This is a genomic window from Kitasatospora sp. NPDC088264, assembly GCF_040685715.1.
Taxonomy (GTDB): Bacteria; Actinomycetota; Actinomycetes; order Streptomycetales; family Streptomycetaceae; genus Kitasatospora.
The window spans coordinates 1-17250 of the sequence record NZ_JBFBIR010000033.1; the positions used below are offsets into that span (position 1 = coordinate 1).

At 72.8% G+C, this 17250-nt stretch carries 17 protein-coding genes; 8 read left to right on the top strand and 9 right to left on the bottom strand.

Annotated features, from left to right (window positions below; genetic code table 11):
- Nucleotides 1–111: 111 nt before the first annotated feature.
- The 5 genes from AB0O82_RS23865 to AB0O82_RS23885 all read right to left on the bottom strand — a co-directional run bounded on the left by AB0O82_RS23865 (nucleotide 112) and on the right by AB0O82_RS23885 (nucleotide 4835).
- On the bottom strand, nucleotides 112–993 hold the full coding sequence (locus AB0O82_RS23865; protein ID WP_363585966.1) for an SGNH/GDSL hydrolase family protein: 882 nt from the start codon (nucleotides 991–993) through the stop codon (nucleotides 112–114).
- Complete coding sequence (locus tag AB0O82_RS23870; RefSeq protein ID WP_363585967.1) at nucleotides 968–2164, bottom strand: glycosyltransferase; 1197 nt, start codon at nucleotides 2162–2164, stop codon at nucleotides 968–970. The genes AB0O82_RS23865 and AB0O82_RS23870 overlap by 26 nt, the downstream gene beginning before the upstream one ends.
- A complete protein-coding gene (locus AB0O82_RS23875; protein WP_363585968.1) occupies nucleotides 2161–3378 on the bottom strand; it encodes a glycosyltransferase family 1 protein in 1218 nt (405 codons plus the stop codon). Before AB0O82_RS23875 ends, AB0O82_RS23870 begins: the two co-directional genes overlap by 4 nt.
- Before the next feature lie 108 nt (nucleotides 3379–3486).
- Complete coding sequence (locus tag AB0O82_RS23880) at nucleotides 3487–3675, bottom strand: DUF1508 domain-containing protein (RefSeq protein WP_063350276.1); 189 nt, start codon at nucleotides 3673–3675, stop codon at nucleotides 3487–3489.
- A 326-nt stretch (nucleotides 3676–4001) separates the two neighbouring features.
- On the bottom strand, nucleotides 4002–4835 hold the full coding sequence (locus AB0O82_RS23885; RefSeq protein ID WP_363585969.1) for a helix-turn-helix transcriptional regulator: 834 nt from the start codon (nucleotides 4833–4835) through the stop codon (nucleotides 4002–4004).
- Between the two features lie 142 nt (nucleotides 4836–4977).
- On the opposite strand from AB0O82_RS23885, the gene AB0O82_RS23890 reads away from it, so the two are divergent.
- Complete coding sequence (locus tag AB0O82_RS23890; protein WP_363585970.1) at nucleotides 4978–5244, top strand: Atu4866 domain-containing protein; 267 nt, start codon at nucleotides 4978–4980, stop codon at nucleotides 5242–5244.
- On the top strand, nucleotides 5241–5975 hold the full coding sequence (locus tag AB0O82_RS23895; RefSeq protein ID WP_363585971.1) for an SDR family oxidoreductase: 735 nt from the start codon (nucleotides 5241–5243) through the stop codon (nucleotides 5973–5975). The genes AB0O82_RS23890 and AB0O82_RS23895 overlap by 4 nt, the downstream gene beginning before the upstream one ends.
- 448 nt (nucleotides 5976–6423) lie before the next feature.
- Here the strand turns inward: AB0O82_RS23895 and AB0O82_RS23900 are convergent, their stop codons facing one another.
- Entirely contained in the window at nucleotides 6424–8136 is a 1713-nt protein-coding gene (locus tag AB0O82_RS23900) for a serine/threonine-protein kinase (protein WP_363585972.1), read from the bottom strand.
- 141 nt (nucleotides 8137–8277) lie between these two features.
- On the opposite strand from AB0O82_RS23900, the gene AB0O82_RS23905 reads away from it, so the two are divergent.
- The gene (locus tag AB0O82_RS23905) at nucleotides 8278–9072 is read left to right on the top strand and encodes an FHA domain-containing protein (protein WP_363585973.1); all 795 of its coding nucleotides are present in this window, start codon (nucleotides 8278–8280) and stop codon (nucleotides 9070–9072) included.
- Here AB0O82_RS23905 and AB0O82_RS23910 read toward each other — a convergent pair.
- The 3 genes from AB0O82_RS23910 to AB0O82_RS23920 form a co-directional block, all read right to left on the bottom strand.
- Complete coding sequence (locus AB0O82_RS23910) at nucleotides 9063–9314, bottom strand: hypothetical protein (RefSeq protein WP_363585974.1); 252 nt, start codon at nucleotides 9312–9314, stop codon at nucleotides 9063–9065. The two genes, AB0O82_RS23905 and AB0O82_RS23910, sit on opposite strands and share 10 nt — an antisense overlap.
- 32 nt (nucleotides 9315–9346) lie before the next feature.
- A complete protein-coding gene (locus AB0O82_RS23915; RefSeq protein WP_363585975.1) occupies nucleotides 9347–11848 on the bottom strand; it encodes an AAA family ATPase in 2502 nt (833 codons plus the stop codon).
- Nucleotides 11849–11929: 81 nt separating this feature from the next.
- Nucleotides 11930–12664 carry a Crp/Fnr family transcriptional regulator gene (locus tag AB0O82_RS23920; RefSeq protein WP_363585976.1) on the bottom strand — a complete coding sequence of 245 codons (735 nt, stop codon included), beginning with the start codon at nucleotides 12662–12664 and terminating at the stop codon, nucleotides 11930–11932.
- 173 nt (nucleotides 12665–12837) lie between these two features.
- Between AB0O82_RS23920 and AB0O82_RS23925 the strand changes: the two genes are divergently transcribed.
- From AB0O82_RS23925 to AB0O82_RS23945, 5 genes are read left to right on the top strand one after another with little or no spacing between them, the layout of a single operon-like run.
- Nucleotides 12838–13581, top strand: a complete 744-nt coding sequence (locus AB0O82_RS23925) for a hypothetical protein (protein WP_363585977.1) — start codon at nucleotides 12838–12840, stop codon at nucleotides 13579–13581.
- Nucleotides 13582–13588: 7 nt separating this feature from the next.
- Nucleotides 13589–14005, top strand: a complete 417-nt coding sequence (locus AB0O82_RS23930; protein ID WP_363585978.1) for a hypothetical protein — start codon at nucleotides 13589–13591, stop codon at nucleotides 14003–14005.
- Nucleotides 14002–15204: a protein phosphatase 2C domain-containing protein gene (locus AB0O82_RS23935; protein ID WP_363585979.1), complete on the top strand. Its 1203-nt coding sequence runs from the start codon at nucleotides 14002–14004 to the stop codon at nucleotides 15202–15204. The genes AB0O82_RS23930 and AB0O82_RS23935 overlap by 4 nt, the downstream gene beginning before the upstream one ends.
- The gene (locus AB0O82_RS23940; protein WP_363585980.1) at nucleotides 15201–16346 is read left to right on the top strand and encodes a hypothetical protein; all 1146 of its coding nucleotides are present in this window, start codon (nucleotides 15201–15203) and stop codon (nucleotides 16344–16346) included. Before AB0O82_RS23935 ends, AB0O82_RS23940 begins: the two co-directional genes overlap by 4 nt.
- Before the next feature lie 16 nt (nucleotides 16347–16362).
- Nucleotides 16363–17013, top strand: coding sequence for a VWA domain-containing protein (locus AB0O82_RS23945; RefSeq protein WP_363585981.1), 651 nt, complete (start codon nucleotides 16363–16365; stop codon nucleotides 17011–17013).
- Nucleotides 17014–17250: the final 237 nt, after the last annotated feature.

Below are 17250 nucleotides of genomic sequence, written 5' to 3' on the forward strand. Positions count from 1 at the left end.
GCTCCACCAAGCCCCACTCGGCATCGGAGAGTTCATGGCGACGTATCACCACACCATGATCCACTAGCCAAGATCACTTTGACGACACTGCCTAGCCGAGCCCTCGCCGCCTCACCCCAGTGACGCGAGGGCCTGCGCCGCCGCGCGGGCCATCTGCTCGTCGTGCCGCCCGTTGGACCCGCGCAGCCGGGCGATGCCTTCGGCCGCCGCCAGGGCGAGCAGTCCGGGCAGCAGGTCGGTGCTGCGGGCGGCCACCCAGCGGGTGCCCTGGGTGGCCATCCACCACAGGTCGGCGGCCCGGCCGGGTGGGGCCTCGGCGGGGGTGTCGACGGGCGGCGGGCCGAGGGGGTGGCCGGCGGCGGCGAGCAGCTCGTGGAACCCGCGGGCGATCAGGTGGTGGCCCTCGGCGCTGGGGTGCAGCCGGTCGACACTGAGCAGCCGACGCTGCGCGCACCAGGGCAGCTCGGCGATGTGCAGGTGCACCGCCCGGTGCCGGGCGGCGAGGGCGTGCACGACGGTGTTGACGGCCTGCATCCGCCGCGCCAGCGGTCGGGCCAGCGGCGCGGGCAGGCGGAGCAGGGTGCCCGGATCGGGTAGGCAGGCGGTCAGCAGGACGGCGCCGTGGCTGGAGAGTTCGCCCAGGGTGGCGTCCAGATCCAGGGTGGTGCGCCGGATGTCGAAGCCCGCCCGCAGGGTGTCGTTGCCGCCGACCACCACGGCCGCGAACCGTGGCCGTAGCGCCAACGCGGAAGGGAGTTGACGATTCGTCAGGTCGGTGGTCAGGGCGCCGCTGCACGCCAGGTTGGTGAACTCGACGCCGCCCTCGGGTGCCAGCGACCGGGCCAGGACGGCGGCCCAGCCGCGCCATCCCTCACCGACCGGGTCCCCGACCCCTTCGGTCAGCGAGTCCCCGAGCGCGACGAACCGCACCGGCCCGCCGGTGACCGGCCGGCCGTCCGCGGACCGGTCACGCCCGGTGCCGAGCACGCTCATCCCAACCCTCCTCCACCGCGCCGGGGTTCCGCACGCCGTGGGCCGCGAGGAACGCGGCCACCGCGGCCGGCCAGCCGTACCGCTCGGCCCGGGCCCGGGCGCCGGCCCGCCGCGCCTGCTCCGGGCGCGCCAGCAACTCCCGTACCGCCGCGGCGAATCCGGCGCCGGTGTCGGCGGCGGCCACCCCGGCCAGGCCGATCAGCCCGGGCAGCGCGGAGGAGCGGCTGACCGCCACCGGTGTCCCGCAGGCCAGCGCCTCCAGCGCGGCGAGCCCGAAGGTCTCCACCGGCCCGGGCGCGAGCACCACGTCCGCGCAGCCCAGCAGCCGGGCCAGTTCCTCCCGCCGGCCCAGGTGCCCGAGGAGGCGCACCGGCAGCCGCAGCCGCTCCGCCCGGGCCGCCAGCCGGTCCCGCAGCGGTCCGGTCCCGGCCACCACCAGGACGGCCGGCAGCCCCCGGGCCCGCAGTGCGGCCAGCGCCTCGACCGCCCGCTCGGGCCGCTTCTCGGCCGAGAGCCGGGAGCAGAGCACCAGCAGCACGTCGTCCGGCCCGCAGTACCGCGCCCGCTCCCGGGCCCGCGCGGCCGGCGGCAGCGGGCGCATCGCGTCCAGGTCCACGCCGAGCGGGGCCCGGGCCAGGTTGGGCGCGCCGATCCGCCGGAACTCCGCCGCCGCCCAGTCGGTGGTGCAGAGCACCGCGTCGTACGTACGGGCCGTCGCCGCGTTGAGCCGGTCGGCGGCCGCGTCGGCGAGCGGGCGGGGCAGCCCCCAGGTGCGCAGCACCCCGACGGCGCTCTCGTGCGACACCATCACCGAGCGGACGCCGTGCCGCCGGGCCCAACTGCCGGTCCAGCGCAGCGTGGTGCGGTCGGACACCTCCAGCCGGTCGGGTTTCAGCCGGGTCAGTTCGGCGGCCACCGCCCGCCGGTCGGTGAGCACCCGGTAGCCGCCGCTGGCCGGCAGCACCGGCCCGGGCAGGGTGACCACCAGGCCCTGCTCGCCCTCCTCCTCGCTGCGCCGCTCCCCGGGCACGATCAGCACCGGCCGGTGCCCGGCGGCCAGATAGCCGGCACCGAGGTGGCGCAGCGCGGTGCGCAGGCCCCCGGAGACCGGGGTGACGAAGTTCGCGAGCCGCACGATGGTCAGCGGTTCGCGGTCGGCGGTGTCCGTCATGCCGGCAGCTCCTCCACGACGGCGACCGGCTCGACGACCGCCGGGGGAGCGGAAGGGGGAGCCACCGGTGTGCCGCGGTGCTCGGCGAGGACCTCCGAGTAGTGCCGCAGCAGCAGGTCGCCGACCGCCTCCCAGGTCCGCGCGGTCACCTCGGCCCGTCCGGCGCGCCCGTACGCGGCCCGCCGCCCGGGGTCGGCGGCCAGTTCCGCCACCGCCCGGGCCACCGCGGCGCCGTCCCGGGGCGGCACCAGCAGGCCCGTCCGGTGGTGCGCGACCAGGTCCAGCGGGCCGCCGGCGGCCGGGCCGATCACCGGCACGCCGCTCGCCATCGCCTCCTGGATGGTCTGGCAGAAGGTCTCCAGCGGGCCGGTGTGCACGAACACGTCCAGGGTCGCGAAACAGCGGGCCAGTTCCTCGCCGGTCCGGCGGCCGAGGAACACCGCGCCGGGCATCGAGGCCCGCAGCCCGGGCCCGGACGGCCCGTCCCCGATCACCACCACCCGCACCCCGGGCAGGGCCGACGCGGCGGCCAGCAGGTCGACCCGCTTCTCGGGCGCCAGCCGCCCGACGTACCCGACCAGCACCTCCCCGCCCGGGGCGAGCGCCCGGTGCAGCGCCTCGTCCCGGTGCCGGGGGTGGAACCGCGCCGAGTCCACCCCGCGCGGCCACAGCTGCACCCTGGGTACTCCGTGCGCGGTGAGGTCCTGGGCGGCGGGGGTGGACGGCGCCAGCGTCCGGGCCGCGGCCCGGTGCACGGCCCGGATCCGCCGCCAGGCGGCTGCCTCCCCGAGGCCCCGCCCGGCCCGGTAGGCGTGCGCGTACCCGGCGAGGTCGGTCTGGTAGACGGCCACGGCGGGGACGCCGAGGCGGGCCGCGACCTGCACCCCGCGCGCGCCGAGCACGAACGGGCTGGCCAGGTGCACGATGTCCGGCCGGTGCCCGGCGACGGCGGCCGCCAACTGCCGGCTCGGCAGCGCGATCCGCACCTGCGGGTACCCGGGCAGCGGCACCGACGGAATGCGCACCACCGGCAGCTCCACCGCTTCGGAGCCGCCGAAGGTGTGCGGCGGGCACGCGGCGCCCCGCGCGGGTGCGGGGGTGACGACGAGTGGCTGGTGGCCCCGGCGGACCAGATGCTCGGCCGTCCGCAGCACGCTGTGGGCGACTCCGTTGACCTCGGGCGGAAAGGATTCGGTGACGATGACGACGCGCATGTCGGTGTTCTGTCCGCGCCCGGCGTGCACCCGGCCAAAGGGATCTGTCGTAGAAGCGAACGCGGGTCGGCGATTTGCATCGCCGACCCGCTCCCGCACCGCGCCGCCTCAGTGCGACCCGGCCGCCTCCTTGAGCTCCGCGTACGGCGCGAGCTTGCGGAGCGACTCGATGCTCCTGAGGCACTCGTCCTTGCTCTCGTGCGGGTCCCCGGTGACGATGACCGTCCCGTTGCTCGCCTTGAGCCGGAAGCGGTGCATCCCGCTCTCGTCCTTGTACAGCTCGAATTTCCCGGCCATGCCAGTGACAGCCTTTCGCTCGATGGCCCCCTGGCACCGCACCGTAGGGCCAAATCCTCTGTGATGCTCGCTAGTTGACCCAGTCTGGTGGCGACCATTCGAGTTACGGAGTCGTGTGCTGCTTGGCCGCGGTGAGAGAAGCCGGTGCACACGGCGAGTTTTCTGTGGGAGTGGGCTTCGGGACTGACGGCGGCTGGTGGTTTCCTTTTGGGCGGGTGTCCGGTCCCGTACAGCCAGTCGCGGAGTCACGGAGAGTGAAGTGTGGCGCCGTGGACATCAGGCGAGTTGATCACTGCGCGCTCAACGCAGCTGACCGTCCTCACCGTTTACCCGGCGCCCCGGTTCAAGGTGGCGCGCAGGGACCCAAGCAGGCTGAGGGCCTGCGCGCTGGAACTGCCGGGCTCCGCCTGGTAGACGATCAGCTGCTGGCCGGGAGCATCGCGCACGTCGAAGGCCTGGTAGGTGAGGGTCAGTGGGCCGACGTCCGGGTGGAGGAGGTGCTTGGCCTCCTGGGTCTTGCCGCGCACCGCGTGGGCGTTCCACAGACGGGTGAAGTCCGTGCTGTGACCGGTGAGGGTGCGGACGAGGTCCCGCAGCCGGGGGCTGTCCGGGTCGAGCCCGGCCGCCTGCCGCAGGTGGCCCACGACGGCCTGGGCCGTGTGGCCCCACCGTTCGTGGAACTGCCGGCCCGCCGGGTCGAGGAAGGCCATCCGGGCGAGGTTGTCCATCCGCTCGAAGGGTGAGTGCAGGGCCTCGGCCAGGGCATTGGCCGCCAGGACGTCCAAAGTCCGGTTGATGACGAACGCCGGGGCGGCCGGGTAGCCGTCCAGCAACTGGCGCAGGGCGGGGCCGACCCGGTCCGTGGTGTGGGCGAACCGGCTGCTCGGCACCGTCCCCGCCAGCTGGTGCAGGTGCGCGTGCCCATCCGAGTCAAGCCGCAGGGCGCGGCCGAGCGCGTCGAGGACCTGGGCCGATGGGTGGCGTTCTCGCCCCTGTTCCAGGCGGGTGTAGTAGTCCGCGTTCACCCCGGCCAGGACGGCGACCTCCTCCCGGCGCAGTCCGGCGACCCTGCGTACCCCGTGGCTCGCCACGCCGGCGTCCTGCGGCAGCAGGGCCGCACGGCGTGCGCGCAGGAACTCTCCCAGGTGGTTGTCGGTCACGCCCTCACCCTAGGCCGCGCCGGCGGTGCCTTGCCTGGGTGCACCGCACCCAGGCAAGGCACGTCCTGGCCGGTCACCCGCGCCCCGCCCAGACTCGGTCGGGCGGAACGGATCCGCATCCATCGACGAAGGGAGTCCGTCCTTGACGGGCAGCACCGAGGAGGGCCGAGCCGACGTGGTCGGCTTGTGGGTGACGGCGGACGGCCACATCCGTCAGGAACTACGGGCGGACGGCCGATACGACGAGGCCCGCGGCCACCGCCGCAGCGCCTACACGGGCCGCTACACGGTCACCGGCCATCACATCGACTACGTCGACGACACCGGGTTCACCGCCACGGGTGACATCCGAGACGGAGTCCTCCACCACGAACACCTCGTGCTCCACCGGGAGGAGAAGCAGGCATGACGCAGACACCCAAGGTCGTACTGGTCACCGGAGCAAGCAGCGGGATCGGCGAGGCCACCGCGCGCAGCCTCGCCGCCGACGGCCACCGCCTGTTCCTCGGCGCACGGCGCACCGACCGCCTCGACGCGCTCACCGCGGAGCTCACCGCCGCAGGCGGCACCGCGGCGTTCCGGCGTCTCGACGTCACGGACGCCGCCGACGTCCAGGCCTTCGTGTCCGCCGCCCGTGAGCGCTACGGCCGGGTCGACGTCCTGGTCAACAACGCCGGAGTCATGCCGCTCTCGCCCCTGGAGGCCCTGAGAACGGACGAGTGGGACCGCATGATCGACGTGAACCTGCGGGGAGTCCTGCACGGCATCGCCGCCGCACTGCCCGTGATGCGGGCCCAGGGCGGCGGGCACTTCGTGAACATCGCGTCCGTCGGCGCGTACGAGGTCTCTCCCACCGCCGCCGTCTACTGCGCCACCAAGTTCGCCGTCCGCGCGATCTCCGAAGGGCTGCGCCAGGAGTCCACCGGAGACATCCGGGTCACCCTCGTCTCTCCAGGCGTGACCGAGTCCGAACTCGCCGAAGGCATCTCCGACCCCACCGCCAGGGAGGCCATGAGGGCGTACCGCGCAGTGGCACTGCCCGCCTCCGCCGTCGCGGAGGCCATCGCCTACGCCGTGTCCCAGTCCCGGCAGGTCGACGTCAACGAGCTCGTCGTCCGCCCCGCGGCGAGCGCCCAGTGACCGCCCACGGCTTCCCGTCGGTCGCGGTGCCGCGCGCGCCCCCTGATCAGGTGGCCGCCCCCGCCCGGCCGGTGACCGCCGACGCCACCGGTCTCCAGGCGAGCCGGCAGGTCGCTGGACCACGAGGCTCAGGTCGGCCGACGGGGACGATACGACCGACGATGATCTGCTGACGGCCCTGCACGGGTGGTGGCCTCTACAGCTGGAGTTCCGACCGTCCGGTGAAGCCTCTTCGGACAGTGGGATCACCGTTGGTGCGTCGTTCGGCCGTATGCCGGTCGTCGGGGTGACCCCGACGGCATCTGCGGATGCCGGCGAGAACTTACGAAGCAGATGTCGGCGGTTCGAAAGCGTCCGCGCCCACCCCGTGAACAGCTGAAACGCGTACTGCGGCCCAGGTCAGGAGCATGATCCCGACCCGGGCCGCAGTCGTTCCGGCAGCCTCGTTTCACCGGCGGACCGGGGTGGTGCCGTTCATGCCGAAGCGAGCGGAGCACTGCTCGCCGGACCGGTTGTTCGCGTTCCAGACGCAGATCCACATCGTGTAGCCGATGTCTGGGACGAAGCTCGTCTTCGCGGCGCCCCAGGAGGCGCGGAAGGTGTACGTGATGCCGTCGCTGCGGGCGAGCTCGGCGACGCAGGTTTGGGCCAGGGAGGTGTTGAGCACGCCCGCGAGCGAGCCGGAGCCGTTGTCGTCCAGCCAGGCGGAACAGGCGGCGTCGGGGCCGAACCAACTGGTGTCCGCCTCGGAGCCCTTGACCTGTGCCGGGTCGTCGCTGCCGTTGATGCCGCTGATCGATGACGAGGTGGGGCTGGGGGCAGCCGCTGAGGGTGCGGCGGGGGCCGTGCTCGGTGGGGTGGCCGTGCCAGGTGGGGTGGTCGGGGGCTGGGTAGCGGGTTTGGCGGTGGCGAAGGTCGAGGGCCGCAGGCTCGGGGAGGGTGTCCGCGTGGTGCCGGCCGGGGCGGTTGAAGGCGGGGGAGAGGGTTCGGCGGTGGCGGTGGCGGAGATCGAGGTGCTCGGGCTCGCGGAGGGCCCGGGCGTCGCCCCGGCCAAGGGCTCGACGGCGACCGGCACGCCGCTGGACTCCTGCGCGTTGTGGTGCTGCGGGGAGGTGGACGGGCTGAGGGCGAACACCGCGACCGCGCCGAGGGCGGTCGCCGCGGCGATCGGCAACAGGAACAGGTGCTTGCGCGGGCGGTGAGGTGATGCCAGGGGTGCGGGCCCGACGTCAGGCTTCGGGTCCGTGCTCGTATCCGGTGGCGGGACGGTCTCCAGCTTGCCGACCGGCGTTTCGGCGAAGGCACGTCGAGCGTCGATGCGTGACATGACCTCGGGCGGCCAGGACGGGGGAGGGGCGAGCCGGTGCGTGCGCGTCGCCAGGACGATCTCGTCGGCGGTGGGGCGTGCTCCGGGGTCGGTGGCGAGACAGGGCCCGAGGAGGGCGGCGAGGTCGGCGTCCACGGCGCGCAGCGGCTCCACGTCGGAGGCGGCGCCGGGTGTGCGACCCGAGGCGGCGTAGAGCAGGAGCGCCGCGAGCGAGTAGACGTCCGCGGGCGCTGCCACGTCCTCGTCCCCGGCCTGCTGTTCCGGTGCCGAGAAGCCCTGTGTTCCGTAGCTGCCGCCGATCCCGGTGAGCCTCGCCTGGTCCGCGGCGCGCGCGATGCCGAAGTCGATCAGCTTCACGCCGTCGCGCACCAGCATGACGTTGGCGGGCTTGATGTCGCGGTGCGCGATCTCGGACGCGTGTACGGCCCGCAGTTGAGCGGCTGTCTCGGCCAGCAGCAGCCACAGCGCCTCGGCGGGCAGCGGGCCGTGCAGCCGGACCGCCTCGTCCACCGTGAGCCCGGGGACGTACTCGGTGGCGAACCACGGGCGTTCCGGAGTGGCGTCGCTCGCCAGCACCCGCGGTCCGACTCCGAGCGGCACACGGTAGAGGATGCCGACCTCTCGGTCGAAGCGCTCGCTGGGGACCAGCCGCGGCCGGACGAGCTTGACAGCGGCGTAGCCCCTGTCCGAGACCCCGAGGTAGACCTCGCCCATGCCGCCGGTGCCGAGCAGGCCGATGATGCTGAAACGGCCGATCTCCTGCGGATCGCCCGGACCGAGTGGTTCGGCGACCATGCCGTCGATCGCGGCAGCTCGCCGGCTGATCTCGCTCACGGCGGGCAGGCTATCGAGCAAGTCCACTCCGGACAAGCGGAGTTGGCGGTTCCGCGGGCTCGACACGCCGCGTGCCCGCAGGAGGACTGGTCCTCTCGGTGCGCTCATACACTGGCGCGAGCCGAAGCGGAGGTATGTGAGATGGCGTACGAAAACTTCCCACCTCAGATGCTGCCGCCGGGCAGTCCTTCCGGCAGGGTGCCCTCGGCGCCACCGGGGACGATCTTCGTGCTCGGCCCGGAGGGCGGGTACGCCGTGCCGTCGCGCCGGTACACCCTGCTGTTCGGGCGCGACCGCGAGGACGTGCACGTACCGGTCGGTGTCGACGACCCGACCGTCAGCCGTCGGCACGGCGTCTTCACCTGCGCCGGCACCGATGGCGACTGGTGGCTGGTCAACACCGGCAGTCTGCCGATCGAATTGCCCGACGGCGTGCTGATGCTCACCAGCCACAAGCGGATCATCGGGCCCGGGTACACCCCGCTGGTGATCAACTCGTCCAAGCGGCGGTCCCACCTGGTGGAGGTCCGCGTCGTGGACGGGGATGACCTGCACCCCCGTTCCACGAGCGGCGCCGATACCGCGGCCCCCGAGACGGTCTACCTGCTCTCCCTACAGGAGCGGCTGGTGCTCACCGCGCTCGCCCGGCGCTACCTGGAGGGCCAGGACGCCTTCCCGCTCCCGTCGGCCTGGGAGGAGACCGCCCGGCTGGTCAACGCCTCGCCCCACGCGACCAAGTCCTGGACCCACAAGTCGGTCGCCAACACGGTCGAGGACGTGCGCGAACGGCTGCGCCGGCGGGGCGTGCGCGGACTGACGCGCGACGAGGTCGGCGAGCCGGTCGGCTCGACGCTCAGCGTCAACCTGATCAGGGAACTGCTCAAGACGGCGACGCTGAACGCCCAGGACCTGGAGTTGCTGGCCGATCAGGGCTGACGCGTTTCTCGGGCCTCCGTCTCGGGCGCGGCTTCGGCGTTGTGGTTGTAGGTGACGTGCATGGTGCCGTGTTCCACGGCGAAGACGGCTGACTGGTCCTCGGCCGAGTTCTGCTGGCGCGGTTGGGGCTGCGGCTGCTCGGGGTGATGCTTCGTGTTCGTCACGTGGTTGTTGTCGCCCACGATGAAGGTGCCGGAGACGTCTCCGGCGTGGATGGTGCCGGGGGTGGATTCCGTAGACATGGTCGGCCTTTCCTGGTCGGTCTTGTGGCGGATTACCAGGCGATGCAGTGGATCGCCAGACTTTGCCAGGCCGAGTTGTATGCCGAAGCCTGGCTGGCCGTGTTGTAGCCGGTGGTGAGATCGTTCCGAGCTGCGCGGAACTGGTTCTCCTCCTGCTGGCTAGCGGTCAGAAGGCCCTTGAGGTCGGATACCACGGATCCGTCCCGCGCTTGCGATAGGGCTCCTCGCAACGTGGACTCGCTGGCGCGCAGGTCTTTGAGGATGATGTCGATACGGGATTTCACCGTGCTGTCGTCGGGAACGGTGGAGGTCCGTCGAGAGTTGTACGCGGCTACGGCGTTGTTGTACGAGTCGAAGGCGCTGTGAACGGCGGTCAGGTCGGCGTTGTGCTGCCGGGTCTCTTTTCCCAATTCCGGTACCACCGTTGCGCACACGGGATCGACGGGGTCCGGCGTGACGACGGGGGCAGGGACCGGCGGCTTGGGGGTGTAGACCTTCGGAGACGGGGCCGGCGGGGCGGGAGTGTAGACCGGCGGGGCGGGGGTGTAGACCCTCGGAGGCGGGGCCGGCGAGTAGGTGGGCTGGGCCGGCTTAGCCAGGTTCGACTGGTTCTGGGTGTAGACCATGGCGCCCACACCGAGTACGGCTGCGGCACCGACCACGCAGGCGACGGCGAGGGCTGCTCCGCCCTTGGCGGCCGCTGCGCCGGCGGTGGTGACCGCGTGGCCCGTGCTGGACGTGGTGGTGGCGCTCGCGGCGTGCGCCGGCTGGGCGGCGGAGTGGTGCGCTCCCGAGAGGTCGATTCGCTGCGGCGCCGCCTGCGAGGGGGAGTGTGCGCCGGCCACATGGCCCCCGGCCGGGGGCTGCGGAGCGGAGTGGGACAGGTCGATCACCTGCGGTGTACCCGGCGGGTGCACGGGCGCCGGAGCGCCGGAGGCGGGGAGGGGGTGGGTGACGGCCGGTGGCTGGACGACCGGGTGGGTGACCGTCGGCGGGCTGACCGCCGGGTGCGTGATCAGCGGGGACTGGCCGACGGCGTGTGCCGTGGTGACCGGATCGATCGGCGGTACGGCGGTGATCGCCGTCGTGGCGGCCTGGTGGGCCACCGAGTGCGCTTGCAGGGCGGCGAGTTCCTGCCAGAGCACCCCCGCCTCCAGCACCAGGGCCGTCGTCAGTGCCGCCCGGCCGATCGCCTTGCGGCGGGTGCGCGCCTCCCCCAGGAAGAACTCCTCGCCCGCGCGGTCTCCCGCGCTCTTCGCGGCGGCCCAGCCGGCTCCGAGGAGGCTGCCCCACGCGTCGAACTGCCGGGAGAGCGCCAGTTTCGGCGAGGCGGCACGGGCCAACTCCACGCCGAGCTGCGCCTGTCCGCTCCTTTCCGCTCCCAGCACCGCGACGTCCAGGGCCTGGAAGTGGGCCGCGACCTCGTCCGGGGTGGTCTCCCGCGACTCGACCCACGTGGTGAGCGCCCGGCAGAGCGGCGCGGCGGGGAACTGCGTCATCCGGCTCTTGAGCACGCACTCGGCGACGTCCGGCGGACATCCGTAGCCGGTTTCCGAGGCGACCAGCAGGCCGTGCCGCACCAGTTCGCCGGCGAGCGCGTCGCTGTCCGTCCGACCGAGCAGGGCGTCGAGCTGCCGGGCGGCCAATTCGGCGCCCGACAGCGAGCCGAGCAGGTACAGCAGGTCGCGCTCCTCCGGCCGGAGCCTGTTGAGCAGCGCGGGAAGGAGCGCGGGGAGGTCGGCGATGCCCGGCAGGCCCTTGCCGGTCGCGGCCGACAGGGCGATGCGCCGCAGGCGGAGCGGATTGCCGTGCAGGGCGTCGCACAGCGCCGTCACGGTCCGCGCTTCGTCCGGCCGCAGCGCGCGGGCCAGGACCGTCTGCACCAGGACCACCCCTGCCGGGGCCGTCAGTCCGTCGAGTCGGATCGGGTGGACGCCGGTGACCGACGACCGGCGCTGCGAGGTGAAGACGAACGTGGAGTGCTCGGCCAGGTCGAAGAGCCGGTGCAGGTCCTTCTCGTCGAGCCCCGCGTCGTCCAGGTAGATCCGCAGCCGCAGGGTCTTCAGGTGCTCCTTCAGCACCTCCAGTGACGGCTTGTAGTTCGGCGCGTCGAAGCTGATGTCGAAGATCGCCTGCGCGAGGTCGTCGGCCGTCCGTCCGCCGGCTTCGATGTAGGCCGCGCCTTCGGGCCCGCGCGGCAAGGTGCGGGCGAGGTGGCGCAGCAGGGCACTCTTGCCGACCCCGGAGGCGCCCCAGATCTGCACCAACTGGCGTGCTCCGATGGCCTGTTGCAGTGCCTGGAGCTCCCGTTCCCGGCCGATCAGCGGATCGGCGGCGGAACGCGGCAGGTGGGAGATCGGCTGACGCTTGACCGGGTTCGGCGGAGGCCCCGCGTTCACGGTGATGGCCGAACCGTGTCCGGTGGTGATGTTCAGGTTGGTCACGGTGTTCCGGTTGCCGACGATCATCGTTCCGGACACGTCGCCCGCCCGGATGCGCGCGGAGCCGTCCGGAGCACCGTTGTTCTCTGGCATCTGTTTCTCCGGTCCTCTCCAACGCTCGGGTCCCGGCACTCGGTCATGCTGACGCCGACCCGTCGTCGGAACCCGGCGCTTTTACCTGTTTGGTGAGATCGCCCGCGAATCGGCCGGTTCGGTCGCGGCGGCGATCCGGGCGAGGTGATCCAGGTCGAGGATCGTGATCCTGCGGTAGCCCGTGACGACCGCGCCCGACTCCCGCAGGGCCCGCAGGGCCTTGTGGATCGACGACTCCGCGGCGCCGACCAGCGTGGCCATCTCCGGCTGCGACAGCGGGAGATGGGCTTCCTTGCGGCCGGGGCGCCCGTAGGTGACGGCGAGGTGGTGCAGGATCCTGGCCAGCCGCCCGAGCACGTCGCAACCGGTGAAGTCGACGATCCGGCTGGTCGCCGTGCGCAGCTTGGCGACCACGCTCGCGTTGAGTGCGAGCCCGATGGCGGGGTGCTGCTTCGTGCACGCCAGCAGTTCGGTGGGCAGGATGTAGCGGGCCAGCACCCGGCCGCAGGCGGTCACGGTGCCGATGCGCGGCTGGCCGTCGATCCCGGCGAACTCCCCGACGAGGTCCCCGGCCATCCGTACGGCCAGCAGCGCGTCCCGACCGTCCTGCGCGTGGGCGGTGACCTTCACCGTGCCGCCGATCAGGAGCAGCGAGAAGTCCGAGGTGTCGGCCTCGCGGATGGTGATCTGACCGGCCGGGTAGACCACGCCGTGGCCGAGCCCCAGCAGGACTCGGCGATCGGCCTCGCCGACCCGGCCGAGCAGCCCGGTCGTCGGCCAGTAGGCCCCGGCTCCGCGCATCCGTGTGTTGCTCATCGGTCACTCCTCCTCCTCGTCCGGCCGAAGCCGGACAAGCCGTATTAGTAGCCGGTCTACCCGAGGACCCCTCCTCTACGTTCTGGTTAACCATCGTGTCGGCACCGGGAATTCGGCGCCGACGGCAGATCGATCTTCGAACTGCCGGCCCTCGTCGTGATCGCGGAGGGAATGTGAATCCGAGGTACGAGTACCGAGCTCTGCTGGCGTGCGACATCGCGGGTTCCGCGGGCCGCGGTCAGCAGCGGCTGCAGGAGATCCGCGGCGTGCTGCGGTCCGCGTTGTTCGGCGCCCTCGGCGTCGCGGAGTTGGACCGGCGGGACTTCGCGTACGTGGACACCGGCGACGGCTGCCGGCTCGTCGCCCCGGCCGGGTTGCCCAAGGCCGGACTGCTGGTCCCGCTGCTGCCGGAGCTGGGCTCGCGGATCCGCGAGCACAACCGGCACACCGGTCCGGACGCCCGGCTGCGGGTACGGGCCGCCGCGCACGCGGGGGAGGTCCGGGTCGATCCGGACGGCACCGTCTCCGGCACCCCGTTCGAGGCGCTCGCCCGGCTGCTCGACTCGCCCCCGCTGCGGCATGCGGCCCTGGACGGTCCGGACGGCACCCCGGTGGCCGCGATGCTTTCGCAGCACTACTACGAGGAGACGGTCGGGCACGGCTACGAGGGGCTCGAAGCCGGCGCCTTCACCGCGGCCGAGGTCCGGGTCAAGGAGTACGCCGCACGGGCCTGGCTCTGGTACCCGGGCAGCCCGGTCGGGCCGCACGGCGGTCCCGGCCCGGAGTCCGGCTCCCGCGAGCGGCCTGCGGAAGCCGAGCCGCGGTCCGTGGAGCAACCCGTCCGAGCCACGGGGAACGGCACGGTCTTCGCCGTCGGCCAAGGTGGCCAGTACATCCACTACAACGAACGGGGCTGAAGCGCCGATGAACCAGGAACTCGCCGAGCTGGCCGCGAGCGGAGCCACCGCTCTGGTGTCCGCGATGGGCACCGATCTGTGGAACGAGGCGAGGCGACTGATGAGCGGCGTCATCGCCCGGGCCCACGGCAGCCGCCGCAGGGAACTGTCCGCCGCGTTGGAGCGGGGGTCGACCGCCACGAGGGGAGCGGTCGACGCCGTGGCCGTGGACTTCTGGACCGAGGCCCTGTTCCAGTTGCTGGACCGGAACCCGGCTCTGGCCCAGGACGTCATAGCTCTGGCGACGCTGCGGACCGAGCAACGGCCGGACGTCGTGGTCCAGGTCAACTCCGCCACCGGTTCCGGCGAGGTGTTCGCGGTGCAGCACGGTGACCAGCACTTCGCCTCCGGGTCGAGGTCCCGCGATCGTGGGGAACGGCCGTGAGCGGGGGCGGCGGTCGGCGGGACGGCCTGACGGACGGCTGGGTGCGGGCGGGGCTGCTCGCAGCCGTCGTCATCGGGGCCTTCGCCGAGGTCGGCACGCCGCACCGGCACTACGGCTGGCTGGTGGACGCGTTCGCCCTCGCGGCGGTGGGTGTCGTCGGCGCGGCGGCCGCACTGGGGTCCGAGGCCGCCGCGACGCCCGCCCGGCAGCGGGACCGGCCTGAACGGGGGCCCCGGCCCGACGCGACGGCGCCGGTCTGCCGCTTTGTCGCGGCACCGGCGGTGTCGACGGCCCAGCCCGGCAGGCCCCGGCCGTTCCTGCGCGAGAGGCCGACCGACCTGAGCGTGCCCCGCTTCGGCGAAGGCGCGCGGGCACAGGGCTATCCCTGGCTGCTGCCGGAGCGCACGGTGCAGAACGGCATCGCCGCCGACGAAGCCACGGTCGGTGCCCTCACCATCCGCGCCGCCTCCGTCGTCGGGCCCGGCCACCGCTGCGGCCGGCCCGCCGAGCCGCGACAGGACTCGTACCGGATCGGGCGGAGCCCGGACAGCCGGTACGCGATCGTGGCCGTGGCCGACGGCCTGTCCAGCGCGGCCTGGTCCGACGTCGGGGCCACGGCGGCCTCCAGCCAGGCCGTCACCCTGCTGCGCGAGCAGATCGAGGCGGTCGGCTTCGACCGGCTCGACGTCAAGGCGCTGTACGGGCGGGTCGCGGAATCGATCGCCGCGCACGCGGCCGGACGCGGCGTCGGCACCTCGCACCTGGCGACCGTGCTGATCACCGCGGTGATCGCCGAGCCGGACGCGAACGGCGTGGCGCGGGCATGGGTCGGCTGGCTCGGTGACAGTTCGGCCTGGACACTCGACCCGCGCGTCCCGCTGTGGCGGTTCTCCGCCGGCGAAGCCAAGGACCGCGCGGCCGTGGTGGTCTCGAACGAGGTCGCCGGCCGACTGCCGGACACGCCGCACCTGGCCGTGGACGGTTACGTCACCCTGGCGTCCGGTGCCGCCCTCGCCCTGGTCACGGACGGGATCGGCGACGCGTGGGCGGACCGGGCGGGCAACGTCAACGAGTACTTCGCGAACGCCTGGCGCTCGCCGGTCCCGGCCACCCGGTTCACCGCCGACGTGGGCTTCGACGCACCGCAGTGCCTCGACGACCGCACCGCCGTCGTGGTGTGGAACGGCAGCGGGACATGACCGACTCCGATCCCGTCGTCGGCGACGGCGCCCCGGCGGTGGACCCGCGGGGCTGGGCGTTGCCGAGGACCGTGGGCCTCGGCGATCTCGGACCGCTCGCCGAGCCGATCTCCGAACACAACGGCCAGGCCGTTGCCGTACGGCCGCTGACGGGCCATCCGGGCTGGCTGGCCAAGCTCTACCGGCCCGGCCTCCACCAGGAGGACGGCCGCCGGATCGACCTGCTGATCTCGGCTCCGGACACGCTGCCGGAGGCGGAGCGGGCGACCCTGTACGCCGGGACGTGCTGGCCCGCGGCCCGGATCCGCGAGCCCGGCAACCCGGCCGTCGGGTGCGTGATCCCGATGGCGCCCGAGCAGTACCGTTCCGAGCTGCGGCGCGGCAAGTTCAGCGAGCGCCGGTTCCTGGAGATCGACTGGCTGGCGAAGTCCGACGAGTCGATCCGGGGCGTCGGCCTGCCCTGTCCCGGATTCGAGGGCCGACTGACTGCCTGCCGTCAACTGACGGCGCTCGCCGCGATCCTGGAGGGCCTGGGCCTGGTCTACTCGGACTGGTCGTTCTCCAACGCCTTCTGGAGCCCGGAGGGGCGTTCCGTCTACCTGATCGACGTCGACGGCTGCCAGCCGAAGAAGATGCCCGACATCCACCAGCCGAACTGGGCCGACCCGCTCACGCCGCCGGGCTCCGACGCGGACCAGTACACCGACCGCTACCGGCTCGCCCTGCTCGTCGCCAAGTGCCTGACCGGCCGGCGCGACGCGAGCACCTTCCACGGCGTCGCCGCGTCCCACTGGCTGAACCAGCCCGCCGTGTCCGAGGTCCTGCTGGACATGCTGCTCGCGACCGACCGGGAGCGACGGCCCGCAGCCGCCCAGTTGAACCAGGCGCTGAACAACGGGCCCTACCTCAGGGCCGTGCCGCGTCCGACACGTACGCCGCTGCCCCAACTGCCCCCGAAGCAGCCGGCGGTGGTGCTTCCGCGGCCCGCGCCGCACGCGATCCCGGAGCCCCCCACCGTCACCGCCACCCGCGTCAGCACGGTCGAGGAGAAGAAGAAGCCCGCGACCGGCCCGTCCGCCAAGTGGATCTGGGTGCTCGCCTTCGTCGTGATCCTGGTCATCATCATCGCCTCCAACCACTAGCTCAGAGGTGCACACAATGTCACTCTGCCTGCCCACCTACGTGGTGATCGACGCCTCCTCGTCGATGAAGCCGCACGAGGCGGTGCTCAACGCGACCCTCTCGCGTCTGCACTACAACCTGGCGACGAATCCGCGCGTCTCGGAGTTCGCCAGGGTCAGCGTGGTCGCCTTCTCCACCGACGTGCACGTGGTGATCCCGATGTCGGACATGGAGCAGGTCCCGAGCATGCCCGAAGTGATCTGCGGCGGGGGCACCGAGTACGGCAAGGCCTTCGACCAGTTGCGGCAGAGCATCGAACAGGACGTGAGCAGCCTGCGGGCGCAGCAGTACAGCGTGCTGCGGCCGGCGATCTTCTTCCTGACCGACGGCGCTCCGACCGACGCGAAGTGGCGGGACTCCTTCCGCGCGCTGGTGGACCGGAACTGGCCGCGCCACCCGCACGTGATCGCCTACGGCTTCGGCGCCGCCAGGCGCGACGTGCTGAAGGAGGTGGCGACCAAGGCGCTGTTCATCGCCGACGGTTCGGACACCGAGTCGGCGCTGAGCGGGGCGATCACCGGCCTGCTCAACACCCTGATCGCCTCCTCGCAAACCGGTCAGATGCACATCGCCACCGACGTCAAGGGCTTCGAGTACGTGCAGGTCGCCCAGGAATACGTGGACTGAGCGTGGACACCGACCCGCGAACCACGGCGCCCCGGGCGCTGCGGGCCTCCGCCGGGCTGTCAGTGCTGGCCGCGGTGCTGCTCGCCTGCGGCGGCGTGGTCGAGGTGGCGGGCCATCTCGGCGGCCCCTCGACGAACGAGGGCGGAGGCGCCTCGTACCCGGCGACGCCGGTGCCGGTACAACCGGCCCCGACCCCTGAGGCCTCCTCGCCCGCCGCGGTGCCGTCGCCGAGTTGCC

Excerpts from the sequence above, each read along its gene's own strand:
- AB0O82_RS23865 (WP_363585966.1), bottom strand. The coding sequence starts at position 993 with ATGAGCGTGCTCGGCACCGGGCGTGACCGGTCCGCGGACGGCCGGCCG.
- AB0O82_RS23870 (WP_363585967.1), bottom strand. The coding sequence starts at position 2,164 with ATGACGGACACCGCCGACCGCGAACCGCTGACCATCGTGCGGCTCGCG.
- AB0O82_RS23875 (WP_363585968.1), bottom strand. The coding sequence starts at position 3,378 with ATGCGCGTCGTCATCGTCACCGAATCCTTTCCGCCCGAGGTCAACGGA.
- AB0O82_RS23880 (WP_063350276.1), bottom strand. The coding sequence starts at position 3,675 with ATGGCCGGGAAATTCGAGCTGTACAAGGACGAGAGCGGGATGCACCGC.
- AB0O82_RS23895 (WP_363585971.1), top strand. The coding sequence starts at position 5,241 with ATGACGCAGACACCCAAGGTCGTACTGGTCACCGGAGCAAGCAGCGGG.
- AB0O82_RS23905 (WP_363585973.1), top strand. The coding sequence starts at position 8,278 with ATGGCGTACGAAAACTTCCCACCTCAGATGCTGCCGCCGGGCAGTCCT.
- AB0O82_RS23910 (WP_363585974.1), bottom strand. The coding sequence starts at position 9,314 with ATGTCTACGGAATCCACCCCCGGCACCATCCACGCCGGAGACGTCTCC.
- AB0O82_RS23915 (WP_363585975.1), bottom strand. The coding sequence starts at position 11,848 with ATGCCAGAGAACAACGGTGCTCCGGACGGCTCCGCGCGCATCCGGGCG.
- AB0O82_RS23920 (WP_363585976.1), bottom strand. The coding sequence starts at position 12,664 with ATGAGCAACACACGGATGCGCGGAGCCGGGGCCTACTGGCCGACGACC.
- AB0O82_RS23930 (WP_363585978.1), top strand. The coding sequence starts at position 13,589 with ATGAACCAGGAACTCGCCGAGCTGGCCGCGAGCGGAGCCACCGCTCTG.
- AB0O82_RS23940 (WP_363585980.1), top strand. The coding sequence starts at position 15,201 with ATGACCGACTCCGATCCCGTCGTCGGCGACGGCGCCCCGGCGGTGGAC.
- AB0O82_RS23945 (WP_363585981.1), top strand. The coding sequence starts at position 16,363 with ATGTCACTCTGCCTGCCCACCTACGTGGTGATCGACGCCTCCTCGTCG.